The following is a 26,631-nucleotide window of genomic DNA, read 5'->3' as shown; positions in this document are numbered from 1 at the left end:
AGCGAGTTACGTCATAGTTCGATTCTTTAGTGACTTAAAAAAATGAGGTGAAGAAATGGGTATTTTATATGATTCTATGAAAAAAGTTAACCTTCACCAAGAAATGAAACGCAACATGATAATCGAAAGACTTGAAAATTTAGGTGCAATAAAATTTGATGGCAAATCCATCTACGATATGGATTATGAAGAATTGAAAATGGCTTTAGTTATTGCCGAAATGCGTCAGGTGGATATCGAGCATCCTGAACACCGATGGTTCAGATGAAAGGAGAAAGAAATGATTAACAACTTATGTAAAGAAGCATATATGACCGCAAAATCCAAGGGCTGGCATGATGAACCAAGTGAAACAGGTACTTTATTAGCTTTAATTCATGCTGAGGTATCTGAGGCACTGGAAGCTGATCGCAAGGGTGACCATGAGAATTTTGCTGAGGAATTGGCAGATGTATGTATCCGAACCTTTGATTTGTGTGGGTTAAAGGGAATTGATTTAGAATCAGCCATTTCAAAAAAGATGGAATTTAATAAAACAAGACCATACAAACATGGAGGGAAGGCGTACTGATGAAAGTACAGATAGAAGGAAACCTATTTCTTGAATCGGACGAAAGGCAATTCATCCTTAAAGAATATACCGGAAAACAGGATAAGAATGGAAATGAAATATTTAAAACTCATGGTTTTTATGGTACTGTCCAGCAGGCTCTTAAAGCCTTCACAAGGATGAAAGTCAAACAATCAACTGCTGTGACTTTATCTGAGCTTATTTTAGATGTAAATAGAATCGAAGAATATATAAAGTCTAAGATTGCTATTTAACGTCTAAAATAGGCTGAGAATTCCTAAAAACCATATATTCAATCTATTTATAAAGGAGAATGTAAAATGGCAAAAGTACAACTTAATCAAAAGGAACAACATTACGCAGATACTCGTGAGCAAGCTGAGGAAATTGTTTTAGCTGCTAAAGAAAATGAAAATCTTCAAATGCACAAAATTACAGAGAAATATAACAAGTACGGTCAGTATTACTTAATTGATTTAACTTATGTTTATCAAACTCCAAAAGAAGTAATGGAGAGTCGTCCACAAAATGATAATGTGCCAGAGGGACAAATGAGCATTGATGACCATGAAGGCATTGAGTATTCTGTGGACGGAAATCGAAATGTTTCAGTTTCAGAAGGTCAATTATCCATTGATGATGAACAATCGGATGAACCTATGCTGTAGAGGGTGAAATAAATTACAAAATTAATAGACAAAGCCCTGGGATTTCTCAGGGCACCTCTTAAGGGGTGTTGAATTTGGATTTTGAACTTCCTGAATTAGATAGAAAAGCAACAAAGCGAATGGTGGAAGTGCACCTTGAAAAGTTTCGGCTGTTTAAGTACCTGACATTTGAAGAGCGTGAAGCATCGATTACCGCCAGTTGCACACCAAGATTCCATGGTCCAACAAATCAGACGAGTGACCAAACTGCATCAATTGCTATGTACAATGTGGATGAACAGGAAAAGAGAAAACAATTTTGCTTAAGAACTGAAAGAGCTGTGAAGCATTTGCCGCCAATGGAAAGGTTTTTAATTGAATCCAGATACATGGCAGATGACAGCGACTACTTAACAGATTATAACGTTTATTGTCACAAGTTCCAGCCTCCAATATCAGCGATGACCTATGACAAGATTAGGTGGAAAGCTTTCTACCGGCTGGCGCTGAATTTAAATATTGCAGTAACTAAAAATTAAAAGAAAAAGGCCACAGATTGTGGCTTTTTTTCTCTCCCAAATTATTAAGAAAAAATTGCCTTTTTTACAATCCTTATAAATTTCCCTATATTGTTTGAAACTAAAATTCTTACTTCTTTAAGGTCAGATGTTTTCTGAGTATGACCTAATTGGTTTCTAATCCATGTATAGATTGTCTCTTTTTGATTTTCATTTTTTGTACTCGTTCTTAATTCCACATTTTTTTCGGCTGACTTAATAAAATTATCTACTTTAAATTGTTGTGGACCTTTTAGATCTATTAAAATACTATACAAAATAACAAACTGACCAATCTCCTCTCTAACCCGCATCGCTTCTTTGAACAATTGGAAGTTTGTTTTTGATTGAATAGAATGTATCAGGTGTTTGTCACGAATCAAATTTTGTAATTCCTTTTTATTCACCTCAGATATTTCTTGGTATATCTTTATTTGCATATCGAAACGGGTCTGTCCTATAGCATCGCTTTCATTTAATTCAATTTTACTTAGATAAAAGTCGTAAAAAACTACATTGTATTTGTAAAGTAATAAATCAATTAATTCAATGAGTTTTTCTTTAGTGATTATTTTTAAGTTTTCTATATCTAATCCATCCTCGACGATAAAACAAAATATAACTGAGTTCGGATTTTCCCTAGTCATATTAATTTCGATGATGGGAAAATTCAATCCTGTAAGTTTAATCTCATGATTCCAGCTGACATAACTGGATTCCAATGTATAAAATATTTTCATAGATTAACTCCTTGATAATTAATAAGATACAAAAATATTATAATTATTTTCATAAAAATTTATAATATTTTTGTATGATATTGGCTTTTTAACATGATAAATTTATAACATCAGGAATTGAGTAAGGGACAAGCCTACCAGTTCCATTTTTATTGCTAATACAATTTATACTCCACTCCTGGTTGTGGCTTTGTAAAATGGCCATAGCTTTCCTATCCCTTCCGGGTCTGTGATGTCAGCAGATAAGGTGTGGATCGACACGGTTTGCTACCTACCGCAATAAGTGGTAGCTGATATTGAAAATCAGATGATGTCGCTACAGAGGGATACTTGATAAGAGGCAGAGCTGATAACTCTGATTGGCCTAAGAATCAGTTGTTATTATGTATTAAACATGTCAAAATTTGACGAAAGATAGTAATTGTCCATATAGTTCCTTTTGCTCATAATTAGGGCGAAGGGAGGTGTAAAACATGGCGAAAACAATCGATGCTATAGAGTTAGGAAAAAAAATTGGTGTAGAAGTTGTTAGAAATAAGATTAAGATTAAAGCAATTAATGAGTTACTTATTGAAAAAGGGATTTACACTCAAGAAGAAATAAATAAGAAATTCTCAACTTTATTGGAAGATAAGACATTAACCTACGTAAGGGAACTCTTGGATTTATCCGAAGAAGAGTTTACAGAAGAGGATATTGATGATAATTAGATATTTAGGCATCCTTTCGAGGGTGCTTTTTATATACATAAATAGCAAACAGATGTTCTGGGTCTCGTTAATATTGTCAGTACTTTTTACTAATTCTAATGTTTCATTTATGGTAACACTTAATTAATAACACAAACATTGTTGTATCAACGTTTGTAACGATTAAAATTATTTCAAGGTAACGCGAAAGTAACAGCCAGGTAACAGCGACTGGATATAAACAATAATGATAAAGAATGATAAAGAAATATATATACTTGCAAATGCCTTTGCAAGGTAAATATTCTATAAAACATCTGTTTAAAAGACAGGTGTTTTTTATTTTTACTAGAAGGTGATGAAATGAAAATTGCTGATCATTTATCAGAAGAACAGAAACAGCAGCTAGAGAAGTTTAAGTCACCTAAGAGAAAGAAGCAAGAGAAGGTTAAGAAGGAAATGAATAAAGAACTACTTATACTAAACTTAACTAAATTAGCTGAAGCTTTGCGACCTCTACTTGATGCTATGCGTAAGAAATGGAATGAATTAAAAGAGTTATTTAAGCGAATCAATGTTGCGTATCTTTATCTTGCGAACAAACCTTCATTGTCAACAACTAAGAAGTTAGCAGTACAAAGCCAGGTCATTATTCGTAAGCCATTGATGGCAAGAGCAAGGAGTTGCTGCTAATGATTGAGTTCATTGATATGTTTCATTAATCCTAAATGCATTAATCAAATTATTCTTTGTTATTGCATTGATTCTATGGATTGTTATGCCAATCTATGCTTTAAGGATTGATAACAAAAAGAAAAAAGAACTAGATAGATTGAGAGATTTAAACAATGGTCTTGAAATGCTGCTAGAAACTCCGATTAAAAAAGTTAGAGAATTTGTAGAAAGTCAAAGAAGAAACAAAAATATCTAGAAAAAAATGTCGAAAAAATTTTTTGGGTCCTTTGAAAAAATAAAAAAATTAGCGGGTGCGTTCGACCCCGCGGCTGCGCTAGTTTTAATTTCAAAAATTTACTTTCGCTTTCGCCTTAAAAATGACATTTACTATTAAAAAATAGAAATTCCTTCATCTTATGGGTCGGAAAAACGATAAAACCTTTAGTTTAGTAGAACGAAAGTGAGGAAAGCTGTTATGGGAAAAGAAAAAGCGAAAGGGGAAACGCTATATGATTCAGAAATTTTAACTGGTGAGTTTGCTCGTCTTGTTGGAAAAACTCCACAATGGATAAGGCAGCTTACACGGGATGGAGTCTTAAAACAATGTAAAAGAGGGAAATATTTTCTTGGTGAAAACCTTCAGGCTTATATCGAACATGTGCAAGGCGGAAAAGAAGATTCTAAAAAACCAAGATATGTAGATGCCAAAACAGAACATGAATTAATAAAAAAAGAAAAAGCAGAGCTTGAATTAAGGGCAATTAAAGGGCAACTTCATGAAGCGAAAGATGTTCGAGCTGTTATGACTGATATGATTCTTACTACAAAATCAAAATTACAGTCCATTCCTGCAAGAGTTTCACCTCAATTAGATGGTGAGCCTGCATCTAAAATAGAAAAAGTTCTCAATACAGAAATTTCCGAAGCTTTAAGGTCTTTGTCAAACTATTCACCAGAGCAATTTATGAAATCTGAAAGTGACGATTAAGAAATGGTTCATGAAAAGACAGTTCGCCTCTTTAAAAGTTTGGCTAAACTTTGGGAGCCGAATCCAGATCTAACAGTTTCGGAATGGGCGGACAGGTATAGAGTTTTAACATCTGAGACCAGCGCGGAACCCGGACCTTGGAGAACAGAAAGAGCCCCTTATATGAGAGCAATCATGGATTCTGTTGCAGATAAAGAAACCGAAGAAGTGGCAATTATGGCTTCTGCACAGGTTGGGAAGACAGAATTTATGTTAAATATGGTTGGGTTTCATATAGATTATGATCCGTGTCCAATTATGTTTATGCTGCCTAATAAAAACTTAATTGATTACTTTTCTAAAAAAAGGTTGTCAACAATGATTGATGTAAGTCCTACTCTCCGTTCAAAAGTGAGTGAGGCAAAAAGTCGGGATTCAGGAAATACAATTGATGAGAAAAGTTTTCCCGGTGGTTATATTGCTATTGTTGGTGCTAATGCTCCTGCGTCATTGTCCAGTAGGCCAATTAGAATTGTCCTATGTGATGAAGTAGATCGTTATCCCGTTTCTGCTGGAACAGAAGGTGATCCAATATCATTAGCATTAAAACGTACTACTACGTTTAGGCATAATAGGAAGCATGTATTTGTTTCAACACCACTAATCAAAGAAACATCCCGAATAGAGCAACTCTATAACGATAGCACTATGGAAGAATGGTGTTTACCTTGTCCTAATTGTGGGGAAATGCAACCAATTAAATGGGAAAAGATTAAATTTGCATATGAGAAATCTGACAGTGGACAATTTCAAATAAAAAAAGTTGGCCATAGGTGCAGTAGCTGCGGGTTCTTATATCCTGAAAAAGAGTGGAAGAAAGGGAAAGGGCAATGGGTAGCACAAAAAGAACATTCTTCCAGACGTGGGTTTCACCTAAATCAATTAGTTAGCCCTTGGTCTTCTTGGGAAGAAATCGTCCAATCGTTTTTAATTGCTAAGCATGAAGGTAGAGAGAAGTTAAAGGTTTGGACAAACACAGTTTTAGGACAGTCCTGGGAAGAAGAAGGGGAACAAATGGATGAGGAGGAACTGTTCAATAGAAGAGAAGGGTATCCTGCTCCTGTTCCAGATGGAGTAAAAATTTTAACAGCTGCAGTTGATACTCAAGATGACCGTTTTGAGATTGAGATAGTTGGATGGGGTGCTGGAAAAGAATCATGGGGCATAGAATATCATCAATTATATGGAGATTTAAGGCAACCAAAAATTTGGCGTGAACTGGATGAATATTTATCTAGAACATGGTCAAAGCAAGATGGAAGTTTATATGGGATTGCTTGCACCTGTATTGACTCTGGTGGGCACTTTACACAAGAGGTATATAGATTTACGGCGCCTAGAGAATCAAGAAGAATCTACGCAATTAAAGGACAAGGTGCTCAAAATAATGAATATGTTCCTTTAATCAATGGATATTCCAGAACCAAAAGAGAAAAAGCTTTATTGATTAGTTTAGGTGTATCAGAAGGCAAAGCCAAGGTTATGTCTAGTCTTAAGATTAGAGAAATAGGACCTGGATTCTGTCACTTTCCTTTAGAGTATAACCAAAAATATTTTGAAGGATTAACAGCAGAAAAAATACAAACCAAATATTCTCAAGGCGTTGCATATAGGGTTTGGAAAAAGATACGCGATAGAAATGAACCATTAGACTTAAGAGTTTACAATACTGCTGCTCTTGAAATCTTAAATCCTAATCTTGATAAAGAATATTCATCCTCTACGAACAAAAGAAGGAAGAAGCGACGACCTGGCGTGGTATCCAAAGGAGTGAGATAAAATGACTGGTATAGATTTAGATAGAGCCAAGACACATCTTGAAGCATGGCTTGAAGCAGAACTTGCTGTGACTACTGGACAAAGTTATAGCTTAGGGAGCAGGTCCTTAACAAGAGCCAATCTTTCGGAAATCAGAAAGCAAATTCAGTTCTGGAGAAATCAGGTTTCTAAGTTGAGTGGTAAAAGCAGAAGAGTTGTTCGGGTAGTTCCTCGTGACTTTTAACAGAAAGGAGGTGGGAAAGTGAACATTGTGGATAAAGCTTTTGAAGCAATTGCACCCCAAATAGCCTTAAAAAGAGCGAGTGCCAGACAAAGGTTGCGTATTCTGAATCAAGGATATGGGAATCACGGTGCCAGTACGAAAAAGAAAAGTCTACTCGGCTGGCTTACTCATTCCGGCTCTGTCCTTGAAGACATTGAGTATAATATCCCGAAATTAAGAGAACGATCACGGGATTTATATATGGGGGCACCCCTTGCAACAGGCGCACTTAAAACCGTAAGGACTAATGTCATAGGGGCAGGATTAAAACTGAATGCACAAATCGATTATGAATATTTGGGAATGACTCTCGAAGAAGCCGACGATTGGGAAACCAAGGTGGAGCGAGAGTTTTCTTTATGGGCAGATTCAATCAATTGTGATGCACAGAGAATGAATAATTTTTATGAACTTCAGCAACTAGCTTTCTTGTCATGGTTAATGAGCGGTGATTGTTTTGCTTTACTCCCCATTATTCCGAGGGCTGAAATGCCTTATGATATTCGAGTTCATTTGATAGAGGCTGACCGTGTTTGTAATCCAGACTACAATATTGATTCAATTTTTGATTCTAAAATTGTTAATGGAGTGGAAATTAATTTTAGAGGTGAAGTGGTGGCGTACCATATTGCACAACATCACCCAAGTTCTATTTCATTAGCTAAAAAGGAATGGAAAAGGATTCCTAAATTCGGTGCAAAGACAGGACGCCCAAACGTTATTCATTTAATGGAATCAGAAAGACCAGAGCAAAGAAGAGGAGTGCCAATTCTTGCACCGGTAGTTGAGAGTCTTAAACAATTAGCAAGGTACTCAGATGCAGAATTAATGGCTGCGGTCGTATCAGGAATGTATACGGTTTTTATTAAATCTGAAACACCTGATGTAGATCCACTTGGTCCAAGTTTTTCCGATGATGAACTAATAGATGAAGAGGATGATTACTCCTATGAGTTAGGGAATGGGACCATCGTTAATTTAGGGGAGAATGAAAGTATTCAAGAATCTAATCCTGGACGTCCTAATGTTGCATTTGAAGGTTTTGTAACAGCCATATGCCGTCAAGTTGGGGCAGCCTTAGAAATTCCTTATGAATTATTACTTAAACACTTTAATGCCTCCTATTCTGCAAGTCGCGCAGCGCTTTTAGAAGCTTGGAAAATGTTTAGGATGAGGCGGTCATGGATGGCAAATGATTTTTGCCAACCGATTTATGAAGAATTTCTTGCAGAAGCCGTAGCAAAAGGGAGAATCAATGCGCCCGGTTTTTTTACTGACCCTTTAGCAAGAAAATCATATTGCATGGCCGAGTGGAATGGACCTTCTCAAGGGCAGATTGACCCACTCAAAGAGGTAAACGCTGCTGAAAAACGAGTACTTAACGGATTCAGTACCCGTGCGCGCGAAACCGTTGAACTGACGGGTGGGGATTTCTATAAGAATCATAGACAAAGGGTAGTAGAAGAAAAGTTAAGAATGGAAGGGGGATTAGCTTCAAATGGGATTGGAGGAAATGCCCCAGAATCAAATCAAAATGATAATGAAGTCGATACCGAAAATGGAAAGGAGGTGTAAAAGATGAAGATCAATATTAAAGGCCCAATTATCCCGAGTAGTAATCAATGGATTTATGATTGGTTTGGAATTGATGCAGTTAGTCCTAAAAAGATCTCTGACCATTTAATGAATGCGAACAATCAGGATTTGGAGGTGGAAATTAACAGTAGCGGTGGATCCGTATTTGATGCCTCTGAAATTTATACTGCATTAAAGGATTATTCAGGTAATGTCACTGTAAAAATCGTGGGGATTGCAGCCAGCGCAGCCAGTGTTATTGCAATGGCTGGTAATAAAATAATGATGTCTCCAACTTCTCAAATGATGATTCATAATGCCTCTGTTATGGCACAAGGGGATTATCGAGATATGGACCAAGCATCTGGTTTTTTAAAGAATGTTAATCAAACCATTGCCAATGCATACAGCCTAAAAAGTGGTAAGTCATATGACGAATTGCTATCAATGATGGATGCGGAAACCTGGTTAACACCACAACAAGCTCTTGAACATAATCTAATTGACGAAATTATGTTCGGACAGTCTGTACAGGTTGTTGGAGATGCAGGAACTGGCACAGGGTTGTTACCTCAAGAGGTAATCGACAAAATGAGAAATCAAATGAGTAAATCCAATCCACCTGTTACTAATCAGGTAACCACTCAAAGCACAAAGGAGGAAAACGAAATTATGAATCTTGAACAATTAAAAAATGATTATTCAGAACTCTATCAACAAATTAGAAATGATGGGTATGAAGCAGGAGTTAACGCTGAAAATTCCCGTATTAAAGCAATTGAAGAATTGCAGATGCCAGGCAATGAAAGTTTAATTAATAAGGCGAAATTTGAAACAAAGGATACTGCTGAAAATGTTGCAATCCAAATCATAAAAGCGGAAAAGCAACGCGGCCAAAACTTCTTGCAAAATCGCCAAGAGGATGGAGAAGAATTGGATCAAGTTGCAGGCTCAGCGGCTCCTGAAAACAATGGTAAATCTGATAATGTTAAAGCAGATGAACAAGGTAAAAATATCGCCAATTTCATTAATAAAATGCGAGGAGGAGTTAAATAATGCCGGAACAATTAGTAAGTACATTAGGTACGTCAGAACAGGATAATCTTTTTGTTGGTGGAGTGATGCCAGTTGTCACTGAAACTATTAATCTAAAGTCAGGAGCCTCATACGTTCGAGGAACAGTTATTGGTATTGTCACTGCAACAGGTGAGGGAACTACTGTTAATTCAACAGCTTCTGATGGCTCACAAACAGCCTATGGAGTATTAGCAGATGATGTTGATGCAACATCTGAGACAAAACCAGCTGCAATTTATTTAACAGGTGAATTTAATGAATCAGCATTAGTATTTGGCGGAACCGATACTGCTGATACCCACAAGGCATCATTACGTGGTTTAAGTATTTTTGTAAAGAAAACAATTGGAGCTTAGGAGGAATAATTAATGGATATCTATTCAACTCGTACCATGTTAACGGCGGTCTCAATGATGATGCCGGTTAATACTTTCTTAAAGGATACTTTCTTTTCAAGGTCAAACACATTTACTACAGAACATGTAGATGTAGATTATTACAAAGGCCGGCGAAAAATGGCACCGTTTGTTTCACCAAGAATTGCTGGTCAAGTGTCAGAACGTCAAGGCTTTACCACGAAATCATTTAAGCCTGCTTTGGTTAAACCATTAAGAGTCATTACTGGTGATGATATTAATAAGCGCTCAATAGGAGAAACAATTTATTCTGTCAAAAGTCCTGATGAAAGAGCTGCAGAGATGCTAGCACAAGATATTGCGGATTTAGATGATATGATCACACGTCGTGAAGAGTGGATGGTTTCGCAAATTCTGTTTACTGGACAGGTTCATATGATTGGCGAAGGTGTAGACCAAGTATTGGATTTTGACTTTACGAATAAACAGACTCTTAGCGGCACTGATGTATGGTCAGATCAATCGAACAGTGACCCTATTGCTGATTTAAAACAATGGCGTTTGTCCGTTATCCAGAAATCAGGAATTACCCCTGATATTATTGTTATGGCTTCAGATGTAGTAGATGCTTTCGTTAATCATCCTGAAGTACAAAAAGTTATGGATAACACAAGAATTATTCTAGGGAAAATTGAACCACGGACTCTGCCAAATGGAGTAACTTACATTGGTTCCATTTCTTCACTAGGGTTAGATATTTATAGCTATGATGAGTGGTATTTTGATGAGGAAACACAGACCGAAAAGCCAATGGTTCCTGCGGGTTCACTAATGCTCGGCTCTACCCGTGCGCGTTCCTCTCTACTATATGGAGCTGTGACATTAGCTGATGCTAAAACAAATAATTTTGTTACTTTTGAGGGCACTCGCATTCCTGACTCATGGGTGCAGAAAAATCCAGCTGCGCGTTATTTACAAATTAATAGCCGTCCTTTGCCTGTTCCTCATGAAGTGGATTCTTGGTACGTTGCAACTGTATTATAAGGGGGGCATAAATCATGATTCAATTGTTAGAAAGTGTTCGTCATAGTGGAAAAGTTTATAGTACTGGTGAAGTAATTACTAAAATCAAAGACAAAGAAGCGCAGCGCCTTGTAAATTTGGGGGTTGCTTTTTTTGTGGGCGATAGCTTTAAAAAGCAAGATGAGAATGACCTTAAACCAGATGTGGATGATTACCAAGCATTAGATGATGCTTATACACTCGAGGAATTAAAAGAAGTAGCCCAAACCATAGAAGGTCTTGAATTTAAGGGTAATATCAGCAAAAAAGACCTGATTACTCTTATTATAGAGTCTGGAAAATTGGGTGCTTTCTTTGAGGATGAAGAATAATGCCTAATTTAAAGGATTATCTGTATGCGGATATCCAAAATACCTTCTTCAATTCTAGGGAATTTGCAACAGAGGTCATCATTGATCAAGTGCCCACGATGGTCATGAAAGATGATGAACAGCTTCAAAATTACAATTTAAAAAGTGCAGCAGAGGGTCTTGCAGTAGGCAAGATCCTCTTTTATGCCAAAAAAGATGATTTTGATAAGAAAATATTTATTGGAAAACCCATGGTTTTTGATAATAAACACTATAAAATACTTGATTTAAAAGAGAATTTTGGAGTTTTTACTGTCGTTTTAGAGGGGTATCAATCATGAATTCAGTGAGCGTGAGATTAGACAGGAGGACAGTACGCGAAGTTCAACGTAGATTAGGGGATATGTCTTCTAAAGCTCCAAATGTATTGGCAAGTTCATTAAATCGAGCTGTAACTAATGTGGCCTCCAATATCAGTAAGGAACTTCGAAAAGAATATACAGTCAAAACAACTGATATTAAAAATACGTTGGACAAAACAAAAGCTAGTCGTTCGAATTTACGAGCTGTAGTCCGATCACAGGGCGAATTGATTCCTTTGGACAAATTCAAAGTATCTCCTAAGACAGTTCAGCCAAAACGAAAAAAGCCTATAAAAATTGGAGTTAAGAAAGATGGTATTAAACCTGTTTTACATGCTTTTGTCACGGATATAAATGGCATAAAAGTGTTTGAGAGAATGGGAAAACCAAGACTTCCGATTCGGAGGCTTTTCGGCCCTTCTGTTCCTCAAATGTTGAACAATGAGGAAGTTAGAAATCGGATTAATCATGAGGGATACCAAATGTTTAACCGAAGGCTCGATCATGAAATAAATCGGATTTTAAACACAGGAAGTGCTTCGTCATGATTCCTATGGACTTGCAATCTGGAATAAAAATACGCTTGGAATATGAGTTTTCTGGAAAGGAATTCAAAAGTCCAAATGGAGAGATGGTTCCACTCAATATTTTCGAGCAACACCTTCCATTAAAAGAAGATGGTGATATTAGTCATTACCCTTACGTGATTGTTCAACTAAACGAAGGGACACAGACGGATGAAACATCATCTGAAGGTATAAAAATTATGTTTATTATTGGGGTTTTTGACAGCGATAGTACCAATCAGGGGTATCGTGAGGTAACAAGAATTATTAACCGAATTTCTAGTAATTTTAAAAGGAATCCAGTCGTAAATGGGAACTTTGAAATGAAATATCCCTTCAAATGGACAATTTATGATGAAGATGTTTCTCCTTATTTCTTTGGAGGCATTGAAACAACGTGGGATACTCCAACATTCTCACGAACAGATGTGGAGGAATTGATATGAGTAAATCAGTGAAGGTTTCTCCAGTAAAGAAGGAACCTTTAATTTACATTGGAAGCAGCTTAAAAAACGGAAGGCTTGAACAATTTTCGGTCTTTAATAATGGCATTCCAGCATTTTTAGAAGAAGATATTAAAAAGTGCCCAGCCATAAAAGCTTTAATGGTCCCTATTCTACAATCAGGAGAATCCAAAAAGAAATTAACAATTAAAGGGACTATGGAACATACCTTGAATTCACAAATCTCTAAATATGTAAGGAGTGAAGGGTAATGGGATATGAACATGGTATTACCATTCAAGAAAACGCAACATCTGTTACGCCACCGATTAAAACATCTGCAGGCGTCCAGGTCGTAATTGGAACGGCACCAATTTATTTAGTCGAGAACCCGGAAGCGGCTGTAAATAAGCCGGTATTAGCTTATACATGGAATGAAGCAGTAACAGCATTCGGATATAGTGATGATTTTGAAAAATACACGCTTTGCGAGTCAATGTTTGCATCTTTTAAACTATCTCAGGTTGCACCAGTAGTTTTTATCAATGTTTTAGATCCAGCAATTCATAAAACAGCAGTTGCAGAAAAAGATCAATCACTAACAAATGGTGTGGGGATTATTGATGATGATGGTGTTCTACTTAACTCTGTTGTCGTAAAAAGCGCAGATGGAACAAAAACATTCGTTAGAAACACTGACTATACACTAGCTTTTAATACAGATAATAAGCCAGAAATCACAGTTATTCCTACTGGAACCATTGGATCAGACACAAATATCAAAGTGGCTTACGACAAGTTAGATCCAAGCAAAGTTACAAAAACAGATATTATCGGTGGATATGATGCAGCAACTGGAAAATACACCGGGGCAGAGCTAATCCGTCAAGTTTTTCCCATGTACGGATTAATTCCTGGACTTTTATTGGCACCAGGTTGGAGCCATATGCCAGAAGTAGGATTGGTTCTAGATGCTAAGGGCCGAAAAATTAACGGGAATTTCAATGCCATGAATGTTCTGGACGTAGACAGTAGCACTGTAAAAAAATATGAGGACGTAGAAACTTGGAAAACAGATAACTCCTATACAAGCGAAAAAAGCATGGTTCTTTGGCCAAAAGTAAAAGTAGGGGATAAAATCCTTTGGTATAGCTCGGTAGCAGCTGCATTAATGGCCTATACAGATGCGTCCAATGATGATGTTCCATTTGTTTCTCCTTCTAATAAAAGAATCGGTATTTCAGCCACAGTATTAGCGGATGGAACCGAGATTTATTTAGAGCAGACACAAGCAAATTATCTGAATGGTATTGGAGTTGTGACAGCAATTAACTGGAATGGGTGGAGATTATGGGGAAATAATACAGCCATTTACCCAGCCACAACAGATCCAAAAGACCGATTTATTTCAGTACGGAGAATGTTTGACTGGTGGGGAAATACCTTTATTCAATCTTACTTTGATAAGGTAGATGACCCGTTAAATTTTCGTTTAATCGAGAGTTTGGTAGATAGTGAGAATCTTCGGGCTAATGGATATCAAGCAAAAGGACAAATTGCCGGGGCTTCCATTGAATTTAACGAAGAACTTAATTCTCAGGAAGATATTTTAAATGGAAAAATCACTTTTATTCAAAAGATTGCAGTCTTCACTCCAGCTGAACATATCGAGAATATCTTGGAATTTGACCCAACAATCCTAACTAATTCAATTTTCGGGGGTGAATAATCGTGGGAAACCCGATTCCAGAAAAAGTTGTTAATTATAACGTATATGATGATACAGAAAAATTGGTAGGTGTGTCTGGAGAGGTGACACTACCAACCTTGGAAGCTATGTCTGAAACCATTTCAGGAGCTGGAATTCTTGGTGAATTTGACAGTATAAATCCTGGGCATTTTGGTTCTATGACCATAGAAATTACATTTCGTACTTTGTTTCAGAAATCCTTTTCTTTATTAAGAAATCGTGGTCGGTCATTAGTTTTAAGGGCAGCACAGCAAAGTTATGATGTGTCAAATGGTCAAGTTTCCCATCGGGGGCTTAAAGTCACAATTAAATATTCTCCAAAAGGGCTTGAACTTGGTAAATTAGCTGTTGGTGGAGCGACAGAATCAAAGAACACTTTAGAAGTTCTTTACCTTAAGGTCGAAGAAAACGGAAAAGTCCTTTTGGAATTGGATAAGCTTAATTTTGTTTATAAAGTTGATGGAGTAGATGAATTAAGTTCAATTAATAAATTAATCTAAGAGGGGGCATTGACATGTCAGAAGTAACAATCGAAAAAGTAGAAAAAGAAAATGTTGTAGTCTTCAATAAACCAGTACAGTTTGAAGGCAAAGAATATAAAGAAGTGGATCTTTCCGGATTGGATTCTTTAACAGCTGCAGACCTTATCGAAGCTGATAAAGTATTTGGTACATCAGGTCAGTTTGCTGTTGTAAATGAGATGACATTAGGATATACCTTAATTGTTGCTTCAAGAGCATCAAATTTACCAATTGAATTTTTTAATCAATTGCCAGCACGTGAAGGATTAAAAGTTAAAAATAAGGTGATGGCTTTTTTAAACAATTAGGGGTCATTGAGAATAGAGACAACAAAATAGTGAGAGCAATTACAGGGCGAATGCTAAGGAAAACTGGCATTCGCCTTTCTATTTCTACACATACAAGTCTCACGTATTTTTTAAAAATGACCCTGAGTGAGCTTTCCGAATTTATTGAGGACCTGCAGGAGGCGAATAAAGAATGAGTAATGCAAGAGTATTTGAAATCGCGTTCCAGCTAGGTGCTTCTATGAATTCTTCTGTGCGAAGTGCTTTCGCAAATACCAATCAAATGTTATCGAACACCAGTGATAATACAGATAAGCTGAATAGTCGTTCCAAAATTTTAGAAGGCGGACTGAAGGCAATTAAAGCTACTGCGGCAGCAACGGCTGGTGCTTTCGCTGCACTTGGAACGGGTATGGTAGTTGCCGTTAAACATACGGATGAATTTAACTCGGCCATGAAGCATATAGCTGCCTCGACAGGTACTAGCCTAAAAGACATGAAAGAGATTAAGGAAATATCTAAAAATCTTTACAATGAAAACTTAGGGGAAGACTGGAACGATTTAGCGGAGGCCATTTCAACTGCCAAGAGCGTCACCGGACTTTCAGGAAAAGAACTTCAAAAAGCAACAGAAAATGCCCTAGTCTACCGTGATGTATGGGGTGAAGAAGTTTCTCAGTCAATTAAGGCAACAGATACAATGATGAAGAACTTCGGGATAACGAGTACCCAGGCCTTTAACCTAATGGCACAAGGTGCCCAGAAAGGATTGAATAAATCCGACGAGCTTATTGATTCAGCAAATGAATATTCGCCATATTTTAAAACCCTCGGGTTTTCAGCTAATCAAATGTTTGACATATTTAGCACCGGCTTAAAAAATGGTGCCTTCAACCTTATTATTAGGGCTTTACAGTGGTGACACTGTATCGAAACCTCTCTAATTCATGGAAAGCCTAAGTCCTTCTGGATATGGTAATCATGAGCGAAGCCTATAATAGGAACGTGCAACGACTATCGGTGAAAAACCGAGTACACTCAAGTGAGTGGAAATGGGAGGGGACTCATTGAGTTCTTGATATAGTCTGGTCCTGTATGAAAGTACAGGCAGTCCATTTGGACGGGCAGGGAGTAGCGTCCCCTGTTGAACAATCGTGATAAAGTTGGAGATGCAGTTAAAGAGTTCAACATCAGGTCAAAGGATGGATCTAAAACAAGTATCGAAGCCTATAAGCAGCTTGGATTAAATGCAAAAAAGATGACTCAAACTTTTGCTAAAGGTGGACCTGCTGCACAAAATGCATTTAAACAAGTAGTTAATGCAATTGGTAAGGTAAAGGATCCTGCTGAGAAAAATGCCATTGCAGTCAGTCTTTTTGGTACCCAAGCTGAGGATTTGGAAATGAAGGTTATCACCTCTCTTGGTAATGTTAGAAGTCAATTTGATATGACGAAAAATACCATGGCAGATGTCAAGAAAATTAAATATGACACCTTGGGAATGGCTTTGCAGGGGATTGGCCGGCAAATAGAGACAGGTTTATTGATACCGATTGGAGAAAAAATACTTCCGAAACTCACTGATTTTTCGCAATGGTTTCAGGATAAGATGCCAGTCGTCAAGAATATTGTTGAAGGTACAATGAATGGTATTGGAGTTGTTTTTTCTCGTTTTGGATCTTATACCAAAAAGTTATCTGGTTTCTTGCCAGTTTCTAATATCAAATCCACTGCTACTCAAGTGATGGGATTTATTGCAGGAATAGGAGATAAATTATCATCATTCTGGCAAGAAAACGGTAAGAAAATAACATCTGCGTATTCAGCAATGTTTAAAGTCATTGGTTCTATTATCGGAGGACTGGGTAAAACCTTAGGAAATCTTTCTACGATAATAGCTCCCATAGTTTCAAATATTGTCTCATTTTTTACTGGCTTAATAGGACAAGTTTCTACGTTCTGGAATGAAAATGGACCTATGATCATCAAAGCAGTACAAAATGTGTTTGCTGGTATTAATGCGGTAATAAAATTTTTAGCACCCGTAATTCTTTTTATTATCAATACAATCTGGGGAAATGTGAAGGGCGTTATTCAAGGTGCACTAAACATAATCATGGGTCTTATCAAGATTTTCGCCGGCTTATTTACCGGGAATTTTTCAAAAATGTGGGAAGGCACCAAGCAACTTTTTATTGGTTCGATTCAATTTGTCTGGAATGCAATCAATCTCCTTTTTGTCGGGAAAATACTTGGTGGAATTAAAGCTTTAGCAACAGGTGCTATTGGTAAAGTAAGTGGAATGTGGACCTCAATAAAATCCTTTTTTAGTGGAGGAGCTACAGAGGTATGGAATAAAGTAGTTGGTTTGATCCCTAAAATTACATCCGGTTTTTCTACTATGAAGACTAAAGCGGTTGATTTCGCTAGAAATATGTGGTCTGGCATAAAGCAGCAGTTTGACCATATTGTAACTGGTGCAACATCTTTACCAGGAAAAATTGGTGCTGGAATTAAAAGTATGGGTGGCAAAGCAGTAAGTGGAGCCATTTCCATGGGAAATAAACTTCTAAGTGGACTAGGCAAAGTTGTTAATGGAGTCATTAAAGGAATCAACTTTGTTACCGGGAAAATTGGAATTGATAAACAAATCAATGAATGGAAAGTACCACAATATGCGAATGGTACAAAGGGACATCCAGGAGGACCTGCAATTCTAGGTGACGGGGGCGGCCCTGAGCTTTACCGTACTCCTCAAGGGCACTTGGGATTAAGTCCTGGTCATGACACCCTGATGAACTTGCCGAAGGGTACACAAGTCATTTCTGCATCAGGAACAAAAGCAATCCTAAATTCCTTGAATATACCGGCATATGCTGGAGGAACAGTAAAAAATGCGCTAAAAACTGGCTATTCGTGGGTAAAAGAAAGTACAGGAAAAGCTATTAATGGTGTTAAAAACGCTGCAGGAAAAGCAAAAGATGTTGCTTTGGATGTGTGGAGCTATGCATCCAATCCGAAAAAACTTTTTAATATGTTCTTAGAAAAATATGGTGTTCATTTTCCTGATATGAATGGGATTTTCGGTACTATTGGGAAAAATGCCTTTTCTATGATTAAGGAAAAAGCAATTGGATTTGTTAAAAAGAAATTAAATGATTTCGGGGGAAGCAGCGGTGCAAGTGGCAATGTGAAGAGTTGGATTTCTCAGGCAATGGCAATCACTGGTGTACCTGCTAGTTGGTTTAATGCTTTAGTAACTATGGCTATGAAAGAATCTGGCGGCCGTACCGGTCCATCCACAATTAATAAGTGGGATAGTAACTGGAAACGTGGAACGCCTTCGATGGGTCTTATGCAAACAATTATGCCGACATTTAATGCTTATAAAATGCCGGGTTTAAATGACATTATGAATCCAATCCACAATGCTGTTGCTGCTATTCGTTACATTAAATCAAGATATGGAACGGTATTTAATACGCCCGGTATTAAATCCATGGCTAAAGGTGGTCCTTATAAAGGATATTGGAAAGGCGGCAGGGTTAATAGTTCTCAATGGGCTTGGGTTGGTGAAGAAGGTCCAGAACTAATGAAAGTTCGTGGAGGCACTCAAGTCTATGACAATAAAAGGAGCAACAAAATCCTATCAGGATTACTCTCTTTTGGGAAAACAGAAAATCCTTCACAAACTAATGAGCCTAAAGCTACAGATTCAAATGATCAGTTTGTTTTTGCACCTGTTATTAATATTGGTGATAGAGCAGACCGAGCAGATATTAAGGAAATGGTAAAAGCAATGCTGGGAGACCAGTACGAGCAATTCAAGAATATGATGAAGAAGTATAACAAAGATAAAAATAGACTTTCTTTTGAAGTGTAGGGGGCGGGGATATTGAAAACATATACAACCGTATTAGGCGATACATTTGATAAAATCGCCCTCGAAACATTAGGTAGTGAGTATCTTTTCCCTTTAATCTTGGCTGAAAACCAACAATACAGGGAGGTCCTAATGTTTTCAGCTGGAATCACCCTCAATATCCCGGAAGTTGAAATTGATGAATATGAAAATCTTCCGGAATGGATGGAAGATGATCTTGCTGATGAGACCGGTTCTTACGAAGAAGAAGAGACTGCTGAATTTGCTTTGGAAGGTGTGGATTCATGATGGATGGAAGAAGAATCTCCACTGACATTCTTTATAATAACCAGACGATTTCAGTAGATATTGATCCTTTTATTACAGATGTTCGTTTTACGGATAATTTTACGGGTTCGGCTGATACGATTTCCATTTCATTAGGGGACCGTGAAAGAAAATGGATGAATAGTTGGAAACCTAAAAAAGGCGCTTCATTAGAGGCGTCTCTTAATATTTCCCCGGATTGGGGGAGCATCAATTCATCCAAAAGAAAATTAGGTTATTTCGAAATTGATGATATTAGTATCAGTGGGCCATCGAATAAATTAACTGTTGACGCTACATCTATACCTCAGTCCAGTTCCTTAAAGGGGCAAAAGAAAACACGTTCATGGGAAAATACGACTTTTAAAAAAGTAGCAGCGGATATAGCCAAGCAAAATAAATTAAAACTGTATTTTAGTGTTGAAGAAAATCCGAGTTTCGACAGAGTGGACCAAGAGAGTGAAACAGATCTTGCTTTTTTGATGAAACTTTGTAATGATTCGGGGTTTGCTTTGAAAGTTGCAAATAAAAGTATTTCTATTTTTGATGAAGTGAAATTTGAAAAAGAAGCAATTGTCGATACCATATCCAGAACGGATTTTAGGTTAATAGATTACTCAGGAAGCGACACATTGAATAATGTGTATAAGTCTTGCAAAGTGACTTATACCTATACGACGACGGAAAATAACAAGAAAAAAGTAAAAACTATTTCGGCAACATTCACCCCTTCAAGACCACCAGAATCGGATAGGATACTTGTAGTGAATGAAAAAGTAAAGTCAAAGGCTGCTGCGCTAAATTTAGCAAAAAAGAAATTACGTGCTGAAAATAAAAATGGTACCACTTTTTCATTAAAATTAGCCGGCTTTTTGACATACTACGCAGGGCAGACCATTAATTTATCTGGATTTGGCGGTTTTGATGGAAAATACATTATTACGTCGGTGAGCGGTAGTGTAGGAAATAGTTCAGAAACCAATTTAGAACTGCGTAAATGTCTGGAGGGATATTGATGAAGGAGATATCAGCAATCGGACGGGTATCAGCGGTTTATCCAGATAGAATGACAGCCAAAGTCTTTCATGAGGATAGAGGGACGGTAACAGGTGAATTATCCATTTTGGATAGAGGTGACGGTTGGCTTCCGAAAGTTGGGGACAGTGTTTGGTGCCTGTTTCTACCTGTAAAATCTTCAGAAGGCTGTATTTTAGGCGGAATGTAGGTGAAAAAACATGGGTAAAATCGGAAGCTTTGGAGGAGTTACGTTTGAAGTTTCGTCCAATAAAGTCCTTACATTTAATGATTTTTCAAGAAACGGTAGTGCAAGATGGTCAGTACATGATATTAATCAAAAAAAGCCGATGCCTGAATTTCTTGGTCCAGGTCAGGATAGTCTTTCTATAAAGGTCAAATTAAGTTCTTACCTCGGTGTCAACCCGTTAATCGAACTAAATAAATTACGTTCGTTTCGTGATAATGGGAAGTATGGATCCTTCATCATTGGAAATTCATCCATATCATCAGGATATTGGTATATAGAGGATATTACTGAAACCTATAACCATGTGGATGGAAAAGGGCGGATTATTTCTATCGAAGCAACGTTAAATATTAAAGAATATCCAAAGCCTGTTGTTGCTAAGGTGACACAGAAACCAAAGCCTAAACCAAAGCCCAAACCTCAAGTAAAAAAACCTCCTCCGTCAAAAAAGAAGAGGCTTGGGGTCATTACCATTAAGGTGGGTATGTTAAATTGTAGGGCTACTCCTTCCTTAAAAGGAAGAATTGTTAAGGTATTGAGGAAAAATCAAAAATACACTGTGTATGGTATCAAGAAAACAGATATTCCTTGGTATGACATGGGCGGTGGGAAATGGACATCGGCAGTTTCAAAGTATACAAGTTTGAAGAAAGGATGATTGACGCATGTATGAAATAACGCCATTAAAGGTCATTGATTTCGGCGCAAATGGAAATCTTGCAATCTTACAAAATGCTCAATTCCTTCTTTCTTCAGTAGTTGGAACTTGCTATATGGACCGTAAGTTTGGACGGGAAACACCAATTGATGACTCGACTGAGCAAGCCAAAGCTATTATGATTGCAGAAATTATTGAGACTTTAGGAAATAATATTCCTGAGATTCAGGTGGAAGAAGTGAATTTTGAAGAAGATCCATTAAACGGAAAAGTATTTCCACGCGTAAAGGTGGTGATAAATGATGGCAAGGTTTAATTTACCAGATATCGATTTTGTGGAAGTAGATGCTGAAGAATTGGAGAATTTAGCTGTTTCAAAGTTTGAGAATTTACAAGGAGTCACCTTAACCGATGCAGACCCCAGACGTAAATTCATACAGTCCATAGCTTTTTTAGGTGCTATGCTGGCCAATAATATCGATTATACAGGTAAACAAAATCTATTAGCCTATGCCTCTGATAATTATCTTGATCACCTTGGTGCAAAGAAGAATGTTCCTCGATTGGAGCCGGTGGCTGCTACCACAATATTTGCGTTTGAGTATGAAAGTCCTGAAGATTTTACCATTGCAATCGGTTCTAGAATATCGATTGACGATCTTTATTTTTATACAACAGAAGAAAAAACAGTAAGCGCAGGTGGAGGAACAGTAGAAATACCAGCTGTATGTGAAGAGGCAGGAACTGTAGGAAACGGATTTTTACCAGGTCAGATTAAAGATTTAGTGGACCCTTTACCATGGATTTCAAATGTTTACAATACAGTAAAAACAGATGGCGGAATTGACTGGGAAGATGATGATTCCTATGCAGACCGAATACGTCGGTCTAATTCACAATACAGTACGGCAGGGCCAGAGGATGCTTATATTTATCACGCAAAGTCGGCAAATTCATTAATCATAGATGTTTCTGTTTCTTCCCCAAGCGAAGGTACAGTGATTATTGTACCCCTTTTGGAAGATGGGTCTGAACCAGATGAAGATGTGTTAAATCAGGTTTATGAAAAAGTAAGCAACCGAACAGTAAGGCCTTTAACTGATAAAGTAATTGTCCAAAAGCCAGAAGAAATATTATATGACATTAATGTAACCTACTATGTTTCTTCGGAAAAATCTAATTTGTTGCCTGATGTACAAGCAGCTGTTTCTCAGGCAATTACGGATTATCAGATATGGCAAAGAAGCAAATTAGGAAGAGGGATTGATTCAAGTGAATTAATTTCATTAATCCAAGCTGCTGGTGGAAAAAGGGTTACCGTCACGAATCCTTCATCTTTTATTCCACTTTCCAAAACACAGGTCGCTAAGTCTAACCTGGTTACGGTTACTTTTGGGGGAATCTTAGATGATTAAAACGTTAAACGATTTTGCGCTTCGGGATTTTATTCCACCAGCCTTAAAGAGTGATCAAGAAGTAGTTGCTATGGCAGATGCCTTAACACCGATTTTTAGTTTGATATTTGAAAATACAAGTCTTTTAAAGCAATTTGATGGTCTTCCCGACAATCTATTAGATTTTATCGCTTATGAAGAACAAGTTGATTTCTATGAAACTGTAATGGGTGTTGATGAGAAAAGGGCTCTTATTGATAGAGCTCAACTGGTGCATCAATTAAAAGGTACACCTGCAGCAATTGAGGAAGTAGCAAGTATTTTCTTTAAAAATGCTTTGGTTCGAGAATGGTTTGAATATGGCGGAAATCCTTTTCATTTTAGGATTGAAACAGATGAAACATTCAAAAGTGAAGCGGATATTGCACGCCTATTTCGACTCATTGACGTGACGAAAAGGAAAAGCACCCGATTAGAAGGAGTTTGGTTTAAAGGAGACGGTGGTTTTCAAATTCAGGCTGTTCGAGATACTGTTGAAACTAACCAGATTAATTTGCAATTAATTACGGGGGTTTCTTATGCTGGCAAATGGCCTTCTGTTTCAACAATTGGACGATTTATTTCAAGCGAGGTCCAAATTAATTCTAATCCAACTGAAAAAAGTGCAATTATTTATCCGTTTACAGCAGCTATTTTTGCTGGGGACAGTGTTAATCCTTCAAAAGCGCCAAGAAATGATTTTATGAATTATTTTGGCGGTTCATTAAACACTGCACAAGAATTTATAAAAATAACAAATAAATATCCTGTCATTTCTGGGGACCTCATGCCACAACAACTCTTAACAGGATATAATGCGATATTCGAACAAAAAGGTGAATATTTCAGCCAATCCGTGGAAACGTATCACACTTACTATAAATCTACCAAATGGATGAATATCTGTGGAACGTTTGTAACAGGAAAGGGGGTTAATGCTTAATGGCAATTAGTACAACTGGCCATACAAAAATGAAAAAATGGCTAAAAGGATTAATAAAAGAGGGACGTTATGTTATTAATGGCTCCACTCAGACAGCACCAATATTTAATGTCCAAGAAAGTGGTGATACTATCACTTTTTATTTGTATTTTAATGATGCTATAAGTGGCTCTATTACCAAGTTTCAATTGATTGACCAAGATGGTGAGGTATTTGATGATCAACCAGATAGTATTTCAAAATCATCATTAAACGGGTTGCTTGTCGCTTTTAAATACACAATTAAAAGAGTTTGAAAGGGTGTGATTAAATGGTTTACACAAAAACAGATTGGAAAGACCATGTGGTAGATGCTACAACCGGAGCCATTATTCAACAAGGAACGCCGGTTAGTGCAAAAAATTTAAATAATATGGAACAAGGTATTGCTGAGGCACATGCGAATATGGAGCAAGCCGGCCGGCAAACTCAGACATTGATTCATGGGTTAAATGTTTTAAATGGCGGCGTTAATGCCCCGGTAAATATTCAAATCGAGGGCCGGACATTAAATTCAATGCTTAACTCTGATTTGGATCCGTTGAAATATTATGTTCTAGCAGATAAAAAAACAAAGTTAACTTATAATTCGGTTGAATATCAAGGGATTACTAAATTTACTGCCGTTGCGGGGAAACCAACCACTATTAAGAGACTTGCAAATTTTGAGGGGAAAGTTTCAGGAAGTACTATGGAAAACCCTCACAAAGCATATCCAATAAGTAACCAAGCTTTATTAACACCATCAAATTTGCAAGCGAGTTATGAAGGGGCACAACCCACTTATGACCAAATTGCTAAATTAGATGGAACAACAAGAAGTGTTTCAACAACGACAAATGGATATTATGCTGAAACAATTTTCGCTTTTGACATCATCCAAGAAATTGAGCGCCAAATTGGCCGTATCCCAAAAAGTACGTTAGAGGATAAAATACAATGGGTGAAAGATAATATTGTAAAAATTACTTGCAATTGGTGGGGGTATGGAAGCGGACCAAATGGAAATAAGGCAACATTGCAAAGATGGAGTGCAAGTACAAGCACTTGGTCTACAGACGCAGGTAATAATGTTAATGCCAAGGGCACCGTTACAAATATAAAACAAGAAACAGCCACGCCTACGAATAATATAGATAGTATGGGTTTTGTCCATTTCTTAGCGTATGCTGATGCATCCGATGGCGTAACGACATCAACCATTTACACAGATTATGTAGAGTTAGAAATCGAATTAAAATCCGGAGCTATTTTACATGCACCAAGAATCCCATTGTACGAGGTAAAAAAAGAACATTACGAAGCTATTAATGTAACATGGAGCGAAGCTGAAATATTAGCCCGTTATCCTCAAGTTGAAGGTGTCCAGCATTTACAGAATCCTTATGTGATAGCTGAGGGAGAAAACTTAGTGCCGCCATTTAGTGCATGGGATTCACTTCATCCAACGGTAGTTGATGTAAAAGAATACGAATTAATTTTCGATGGTTTATATGGTACTTCAAGGGTTAGTTATGTATTTATAAAGACTTTACCAAATCAAAAGTATGCAGTGAGTTTCGATGATGAAAATACAGGGGTTCGTTTGTATACATCTTATTATGATGTTAACAACACGTTGATTAAGTCAGACATTTTAACAAGTAACACGAATACATTTATAATTCCCGCTAATGCGGTTGCTACAAGGGTGAATTTTGACAACAATGCCAAGGATGGACGTTTCATAATTAAAAACATAATGATAACTATCGGCGACAAAGCAAAACCGTTTGTGCCACGCAACCCATCATATGCATTATTTGAAACAAAATTAGGCTCAATTGGTGGCGTTTCAGACCGTCTATATGAACAAGATGGGAAATACATGGTTAGAAAAGCGATTGAGAAGGATATAGTTTTGGATGGTTCTTGGGGATGGCTATACTTTAACAATTACACCGGATATAAAGGCGTAAGATTACCGAATACAGTTTTTGCCGGAATAGCTGAAAATGTAACTACACAAAAAATTACAAAATATGATGGTAAAATTATACCATACGGATTCAGTTTACCTAATGGTGATAACTTCAATATTACAAACCCAACGGGATATTTTTACATTTCTATATTCAACTTTGACTCAGGTTTTGGAGAAACATACACGCCGGTTGCAGATGAAATAAAAGCCTATTTCAACGGATGGAAAGTGAAAACAGTTGATGTAAACGGTAAACCATCAGCATGGACAAGTCTATATGATGGTTCTGATGCACCGACCCAAACACTGGCTTATGTTTCAGCTAACAAAGCACCAAACTTTACTCCGTATAAATTGAGTTACCAATTAGCGACGCCGGTTATTTCAGAGGTGAGTGCTGAGGGTGCAATTAGTGTTAATGGAATAACTCAAGTTGAAGTTGGCAGCGGGGTTGTATTAAGGGAGAAAGTAACCCCGGCATTTATTAATGAGGCAGGAGGAGGATATTATCAGATAAATAGAGTGGGCCTTCCAAATGAAAGCCAAACAAAATATGCAGTTTCTAAATTTTTATTTATTGTAAAAGGAAATACTATGGATAAAAATTGGTCTTTTAGTACAAATAATGTTGTAAAAGGAGCGTATAAAGCAATAGTTAGGGATTATTTATTCGACCAAACTGTAGATTATTATGCTACTTATGTAGTTTATGACAAAAACATTTTCACATCAAACGTTACTAATCTATTAGCCCAATACTCCAACAACATCCGGACGGCATTGGAGGATACAGTGAAAAAAGTGGAGGATGTAAAAACAGAAACATCGGTAAATACATTGTTGTTATATGATGTATTAAAAAGATTGAAAGCGGGGGGATTATAA

The 26,631-nt window shown here is 37.1% G+C and carries 34 protein-coding genes; 33 read left to right on the top strand and 1 reads right to left on the bottom strand.

Translation table 11 applies throughout. The features are described from left to right. Positions 1-55: 55 nt before the first annotated feature. The 5 genes from M3183_RS07195 (at position 56) to M3183_RS07175 (ending at position 1,757) form a co-directional block, all read left to right on the top strand. Complete coding sequence (locus tag M3183_RS07195) at positions 56-268, top strand: hypothetical protein (protein ID WP_251468012.1); 213 nt, start codon at positions 56-58, stop codon at positions 266-268. A 12-nt stretch (positions 269-280) separates the two neighbouring features. Next, positions 281-571: a pyrophosphohydrolase domain-containing protein gene (locus M3183_RS07190; protein WP_251468010.1), complete on the top strand. Its 291-nt coding sequence runs from the start codon at positions 281-283 to the stop codon at positions 569-571. Beyond that, on the top strand, positions 571-825 hold the full coding sequence (locus M3183_RS07185) for a hypothetical protein (protein ID WP_251468008.1): 255 nt from the start codon (positions 571-573) through the stop codon (positions 823-825). Before M3183_RS07190 ends, M3183_RS07185 begins: the two co-directional genes overlap by 1 nt. Positions 826-891: 66 nt before the next feature. Then, positions 892-1,239: an organic solvent tolerance protein OstA gene (locus tag M3183_RS07180; protein WP_251468006.1), complete on the top strand. Its 348-nt coding sequence runs from the start codon at positions 892-894 to the stop codon at positions 1,237-1,239. Positions 1,240-1,304: 65 nt separating this feature from the next. Beyond that, the gene (locus M3183_RS07175) at positions 1,305-1,757 is read left to right on the top strand and encodes an ArpU family phage packaging/lysis transcriptional regulator (RefSeq protein ID WP_311315353.1); all 453 of its coding nucleotides are present in this window, start codon (positions 1,305-1,307) and stop codon (positions 1,755-1,757) included. 44 nt (positions 1,758-1,801) lie between these two features. Here the strand turns inward: M3183_RS07175 and M3183_RS07170 are convergent, their stop codons facing one another. Beyond that, on the bottom strand, positions 1,802-2,515 hold the full coding sequence (locus M3183_RS07170; RefSeq protein ID WP_251468002.1) for a hypothetical protein: 714 nt from the start codon (positions 2,513-2,515) through the stop codon (positions 1,802-1,804). A gap of 473 nt (positions 2,516-2,988) precedes the next feature. On the opposite strand from M3183_RS07170, the gene M3183_RS07165 reads away from it, so the two are divergent. The 28 genes from M3183_RS07165 (at position 2,989) to M3183_RS07030 (ending at position 26,631) form a co-directional block, all read left to right on the top strand. Beyond that, a complete protein-coding gene (locus M3183_RS07165; protein WP_251468000.1) occupies positions 2,989-3,225 on the top strand; it encodes a hypothetical protein in 237 nt (78 codons plus the stop codon). A gap of 342 nt (positions 3,226-3,567) precedes the next feature. Continuing rightward, entirely contained in the window at positions 3,568-3,897 is a 330-nt protein-coding gene (locus M3183_RS07160; protein ID WP_251467998.1) for a hypothetical protein, read from the top strand. A 457-nt stretch (positions 3,898-4,354) separates the two neighbouring features. Beyond that, positions 4,355-4,867, top strand: a complete 513-nt coding sequence (locus M3183_RS07155; RefSeq protein WP_251467996.1) for a hypothetical protein — start codon at positions 4,355-4,357, stop codon at positions 4,865-4,867. Between the two features lie 3 nt (positions 4,868-4,870). Further along, positions 4,871-6,685 carry a phage terminase large subunit family protein gene (locus M3183_RS07150; protein WP_251467994.1) on the top strand — a complete coding sequence of 605 codons (1,815 nt, stop codon included), beginning with the start codon at positions 4,871-4,873 and terminating at the stop codon, positions 6,683-6,685. A 1-nt stretch (position 6,686) separates the two neighbouring features. Then, on the top strand, positions 6,687-6,908 hold the full coding sequence (locus M3183_RS07145) for a DUF6148 family protein (RefSeq protein WP_251467992.1): 222 nt from the start codon (positions 6,687-6,689) through the stop codon (positions 6,906-6,908). An 18-nt stretch (positions 6,909-6,926) separates the two neighbouring features. After that, entirely contained in the window at positions 6,927-8,522 is a 1,596-nt protein-coding gene (locus M3183_RS07140) for a phage portal protein (RefSeq protein WP_251467990.1), read from the top strand. Between the two features lie 3 nt (positions 8,523-8,525). Beyond that, positions 8,526-9,578 carry a head maturation protease, ClpP-related gene (locus M3183_RS07135; RefSeq protein WP_251467989.1) on the top strand — a complete coding sequence of 351 codons (1,053 nt, stop codon included), beginning with the start codon at positions 8,526-8,528 and terminating at the stop codon, positions 9,576-9,578. Then, positions 9,578-9,955: a head decoration protein gene (locus M3183_RS07130; protein ID WP_251467987.1), complete on the top strand. Its 378-nt coding sequence runs from the start codon at positions 9,578-9,580 to the stop codon at positions 9,953-9,955. Before M3183_RS07135 ends, M3183_RS07130 begins: the two co-directional genes overlap by 1 nt. Before the next feature lie 12 nt (positions 9,956-9,967). Then, on the top strand, positions 9,968-10,999 hold the full coding sequence (locus tag M3183_RS07125; protein ID WP_251467986.1) for a major capsid protein: 1,032 nt from the start codon (positions 9,968-9,970) through the stop codon (positions 10,997-10,999). Positions 11,000-11,013: 14 nt separating this feature from the next. Next, positions 11,014-11,349 (top strand): hypothetical protein, encoded by a 336-nt coding sequence (locus tag M3183_RS07120; protein ID WP_251467984.1) that lies wholly within the window; start codon positions 11,014-11,016, stop codon positions 11,347-11,349. Continuing rightward, positions 11,349-11,669 carry a hypothetical protein gene (locus M3183_RS07115; RefSeq protein ID WP_251467982.1) on the top strand — a complete coding sequence of 107 codons (321 nt, stop codon included), beginning with the start codon at positions 11,349-11,351 and terminating at the stop codon, positions 11,667-11,669. The genes M3183_RS07120 and M3183_RS07115 overlap by 1 nt, the downstream gene beginning before the upstream one ends. Further along, on the top strand, positions 11,666-12,238 hold the full coding sequence (locus tag M3183_RS07110) for a phage tail protein (RefSeq protein ID WP_251467980.1): 573 nt from the start codon (positions 11,666-11,668) through the stop codon (positions 12,236-12,238). Before M3183_RS07115 ends, M3183_RS07110 begins: the two co-directional genes overlap by 4 nt. Continuing rightward, complete coding sequence (locus M3183_RS07105) at positions 12,235-12,702, top strand: hypothetical protein (protein WP_251467978.1); 468 nt, start codon at positions 12,235-12,237, stop codon at positions 12,700-12,702. Before M3183_RS07110 ends, M3183_RS07105 begins: the two co-directional genes overlap by 4 nt. Beyond that, positions 12,699-12,971 carry a hypothetical protein gene (locus tag M3183_RS07100; RefSeq protein ID WP_251467976.1) on the top strand — a complete coding sequence of 91 codons (273 nt, stop codon included), beginning with the start codon at positions 12,699-12,701 and terminating at the stop codon, positions 12,969-12,971. Before M3183_RS07105 ends, M3183_RS07100 begins: the two co-directional genes overlap by 4 nt. Continuing rightward, on the top strand, positions 12,971-14,428 hold the full coding sequence (locus tag M3183_RS07095; protein WP_251467974.1) for a phage tail sheath family protein: 1,458 nt from the start codon (positions 12,971-12,973) through the stop codon (positions 14,426-14,428). The genes M3183_RS07100 and M3183_RS07095 overlap by 1 nt, the downstream gene beginning before the upstream one ends. 2 nt (positions 14,429-14,430) lie before the next feature. Beyond that, the gene (locus M3183_RS07090; RefSeq protein ID WP_251467972.1) at positions 14,431-14,949 is read left to right on the top strand and encodes a phage major tail tube protein; all 519 of its coding nucleotides are present in this window, start codon (positions 14,431-14,433) and stop codon (positions 14,947-14,949) included. A 14-nt stretch (positions 14,950-14,963) separates the two neighbouring features. Next, a complete protein-coding gene (locus M3183_RS07085) occupies positions 14,964-15,278 on the top strand; it encodes a phage tail assembly protein (RefSeq protein WP_251467970.1) in 315 nt (104 codons plus the stop codon). Between the two features lie 172 nt (positions 15,279-15,450). Beyond that, positions 15,451-16,179, top strand: coding sequence for a phage tail tape measure protein (locus M3183_RS07080; protein WP_251467968.1), 729 nt, complete (start codon positions 15,451-15,453; stop codon positions 16,177-16,179). 222 nt (positions 16,180-16,401) lie between these two features. Next, the gene (locus M3183_RS07075) at positions 16,402-19,140 is read left to right on the top strand and encodes a transglycosylase SLT domain-containing protein (RefSeq protein WP_251467966.1); all 2,739 of its coding nucleotides are present in this window, start codon (positions 16,402-16,404) and stop codon (positions 19,138-19,140) included. 12 nt (positions 19,141-19,152) lie between these two features. Then, complete coding sequence (locus tag M3183_RS07070; protein ID WP_251467964.1) at positions 19,153-19,428, top strand: tail protein X; 276 nt, start codon at positions 19,153-19,155, stop codon at positions 19,426-19,428. Further along, the gene (locus M3183_RS07065; protein ID WP_251467962.1) at positions 19,425-20,462 is read left to right on the top strand and encodes a phage late control D family protein; all 1,038 of its coding nucleotides are present in this window, start codon (positions 19,425-19,427) and stop codon (positions 20,460-20,462) included. Before M3183_RS07070 ends, M3183_RS07065 begins: the two co-directional genes overlap by 4 nt. After that, on the top strand, positions 20,462-20,671 hold the full coding sequence (locus M3183_RS07060; protein WP_251467960.1) for a hypothetical protein: 210 nt from the start codon (positions 20,462-20,464) through the stop codon (positions 20,669-20,671). Before M3183_RS07065 ends, M3183_RS07060 begins: the two co-directional genes overlap by 1 nt. A 10-nt stretch (positions 20,672-20,681) precedes the next feature. Then, positions 20,682-21,368: a phage tail protein gene (locus M3183_RS07055; protein ID WP_251467958.1), complete on the top strand. Its 687-nt coding sequence runs from the start codon at positions 20,682-20,684 to the stop codon at positions 21,366-21,368. A gap of 7 nt (positions 21,369-21,375) precedes the next feature. Further along, on the top strand, positions 21,376-21,684 hold the full coding sequence (locus M3183_RS07050) for a hypothetical protein (RefSeq protein WP_251467956.1): 309 nt from the start codon (positions 21,376-21,378) through the stop codon (positions 21,682-21,684). Beyond that, positions 21,668-22,783 (top strand): baseplate assembly protein, encoded by a 1,116-nt coding sequence (locus M3183_RS07045; protein ID WP_251467954.1) that lies wholly within the window; start codon positions 21,668-21,670, stop codon positions 22,781-22,783. The genes M3183_RS07050 and M3183_RS07045 overlap by 17 nt, the downstream gene beginning before the upstream one ends. Beyond that, positions 22,776-23,744: a phage tail protein I gene (locus M3183_RS07040; RefSeq protein WP_251467952.1), complete on the top strand. Its 969-nt coding sequence runs from the start codon at positions 22,776-22,778 to the stop codon at positions 23,742-23,744. Before M3183_RS07045 ends, M3183_RS07040 begins: the two co-directional genes overlap by 8 nt. Further along, positions 23,744-24,040 (top strand): hypothetical protein, encoded by a 297-nt coding sequence (locus tag M3183_RS07035; RefSeq protein WP_251467949.1) that lies wholly within the window; start codon positions 23,744-23,746, stop codon positions 24,038-24,040. Before M3183_RS07040 ends, M3183_RS07035 begins: the two co-directional genes overlap by 1 nt. Before the next feature lie 14 nt (positions 24,041-24,054). Then, positions 24,055-26,631, top strand: a complete 2,577-nt coding sequence (locus tag M3183_RS07030) for a hypothetical protein (RefSeq protein ID WP_251467947.1) — start codon at positions 24,055-24,057, stop codon at positions 26,629-26,631.

This window comes from Neobacillus mesonae (assembly GCF_023715155.1).
GTDB classification, from domain to species: Bacteria; Bacillota; Bacilli; order Bacillales; family Cytobacillaceae; genus Neobacillus; species Neobacillus mesonae_A.
Note: the sequence above shows the minus strand (reverse complement) of the source record. Positions and strands in the feature narration are given on the sequence as shown.

Coding starts and splice junctions, on each gene's coding strand:
- M3183_RS07050 (WP_251467956.1), top strand. CDS start 21,376: ATGTATGAAATAACGCCATTAAAGGTCATTGATTTCGGCGCAAATGGA.
- M3183_RS07150 (WP_251467994.1), top strand. CDS start 4,871: ATGGTTCATGAAAAGACAGTTCGCCTCTTTAAAAGTTTGGCTAAACTT.
- M3183_RS07035 (WP_251467949.1), top strand. CDS start 23,744: ATGGCAATTAGTACAACTGGCCATACAAAAATGAAAAAATGGCTAAAA.
- M3183_RS07125 (WP_251467986.1), top strand. CDS start 9,968: ATGGATATCTATTCAACTCGTACCATGTTAACGGCGGTCTCAATGATG.
- M3183_RS07040 (WP_251467952.1), top strand. CDS start 22,776: ATGATTAAAACGTTAAACGATTTTGCGCTTCGGGATTTTATTCCACCA.
- M3183_RS07195 (WP_251468012.1), top strand. CDS start 56: ATGGGTATTTTATATGATTCTATGAAAAAAGTTAACCTTCACCAAGAA.
- M3183_RS07120 (WP_251467984.1), top strand. CDS start 11,014: ATGATTCAATTGTTAGAAAGTGTTCGTCATAGTGGAAAAGTTTATAGT.
- M3183_RS07165 (WP_251468000.1), top strand. CDS start 2,989: ATGGCGAAAACAATCGATGCTATAGAGTTAGGAAAAAAAATTGGTGTA.
- M3183_RS07185 (WP_251468008.1), top strand. CDS start 571: ATGAAAGTACAGATAGAAGGAAACCTATTTCTTGAATCGGACGAAAGG.
- M3183_RS07105 (WP_251467978.1), top strand. CDS start 12,235: ATGATTCCTATGGACTTGCAATCTGGAATAAAAATACGCTTGGAATAT.
- M3183_RS07100 (WP_251467976.1), top strand. CDS start 12,699: ATGAGTAAATCAGTGAAGGTTTCTCCAGTAAAGAAGGAACCTTTAATT.
- M3183_RS07030 (WP_251467947.1), top strand. CDS start 24,055: ATGGTTTACACAAAAACAGATTGGAAAGACCATGTGGTAGATGCTACA.
- M3183_RS07095 (WP_251467974.1), top strand. CDS start 12,971: ATGGGATATGAACATGGTATTACCATTCAAGAAAACGCAACATCTGTT.
- M3183_RS07170 (WP_251468002.1), bottom strand. CDS start 2,515: ATGAAAATATTTTATACATTGGAATCCAGTTATGTCAGCTGGAATCAT.
- M3183_RS07065 (WP_251467962.1), top strand. CDS start 19,425: ATGATGGATGGAAGAAGAATCTCCACTGACATTCTTTATAATAACCAG.
- M3183_RS07110 (WP_251467980.1), top strand. CDS start 11,666: ATGAATTCAGTGAGCGTGAGATTAGACAGGAGGACAGTACGCGAAGTT.
- M3183_RS07180 (WP_251468006.1), top strand. CDS start 892: ATGGCAAAAGTACAACTTAATCAAAAGGAACAACATTACGCAGATACT.
- M3183_RS07155 (WP_251467996.1), top strand. CDS start 4,355: ATGGGAAAAGAAAAAGCGAAAGGGGAAACGCTATATGATTCAGAAATT.
- M3183_RS07135 (WP_251467989.1), top strand. CDS start 8,526: ATGAAGATCAATATTAAAGGCCCAATTATCCCGAGTAGTAATCAATGG.
- M3183_RS07085 (WP_251467970.1), top strand. CDS start 14,964: ATGTCAGAAGTAACAATCGAAAAAGTAGAAAAAGAAAATGTTGTAGTC.
- M3183_RS07130 (WP_251467987.1), top strand. CDS start 9,578: ATGCCGGAACAATTAGTAAGTACATTAGGTACGTCAGAACAGGATAAT.
- M3183_RS07115 (WP_251467982.1), top strand. CDS start 11,349: ATGCCTAATTTAAAGGATTATCTGTATGCGGATATCCAAAATACCTTC.
- M3183_RS07045 (WP_251467954.1), top strand. CDS start 21,668: ATGATGGCAAGGTTTAATTTACCAGATATCGATTTTGTGGAAGTAGAT.
- M3183_RS07190 (WP_251468010.1), top strand. CDS start 281: ATGATTAACAACTTATGTAAAGAAGCATATATGACCGCAAAATCCAAG.
- M3183_RS07055 (WP_251467958.1), top strand. CDS start 20,682: ATGGGTAAAATCGGAAGCTTTGGAGGAGTTACGTTTGAAGTTTCGTCC.
- M3183_RS07145 (WP_251467992.1), top strand. CDS start 6,687: ATGACTGGTATAGATTTAGATAGAGCCAAGACACATCTTGAAGCATGG.
- M3183_RS07060 (WP_251467960.1), top strand. CDS start 20,462: ATGAAGGAGATATCAGCAATCGGACGGGTATCAGCGGTTTATCCAGAT.
- M3183_RS07160 (WP_251467998.1), top strand. CDS start 3,568: ATGAAAATTGCTGATCATTTATCAGAAGAACAGAAACAGCAGCTAGAG.
- M3183_RS07080 (WP_251467968.1), top strand. CDS start 15,451: ATGAGTAATGCAAGAGTATTTGAAATCGCGTTCCAGCTAGGTGCTTCT.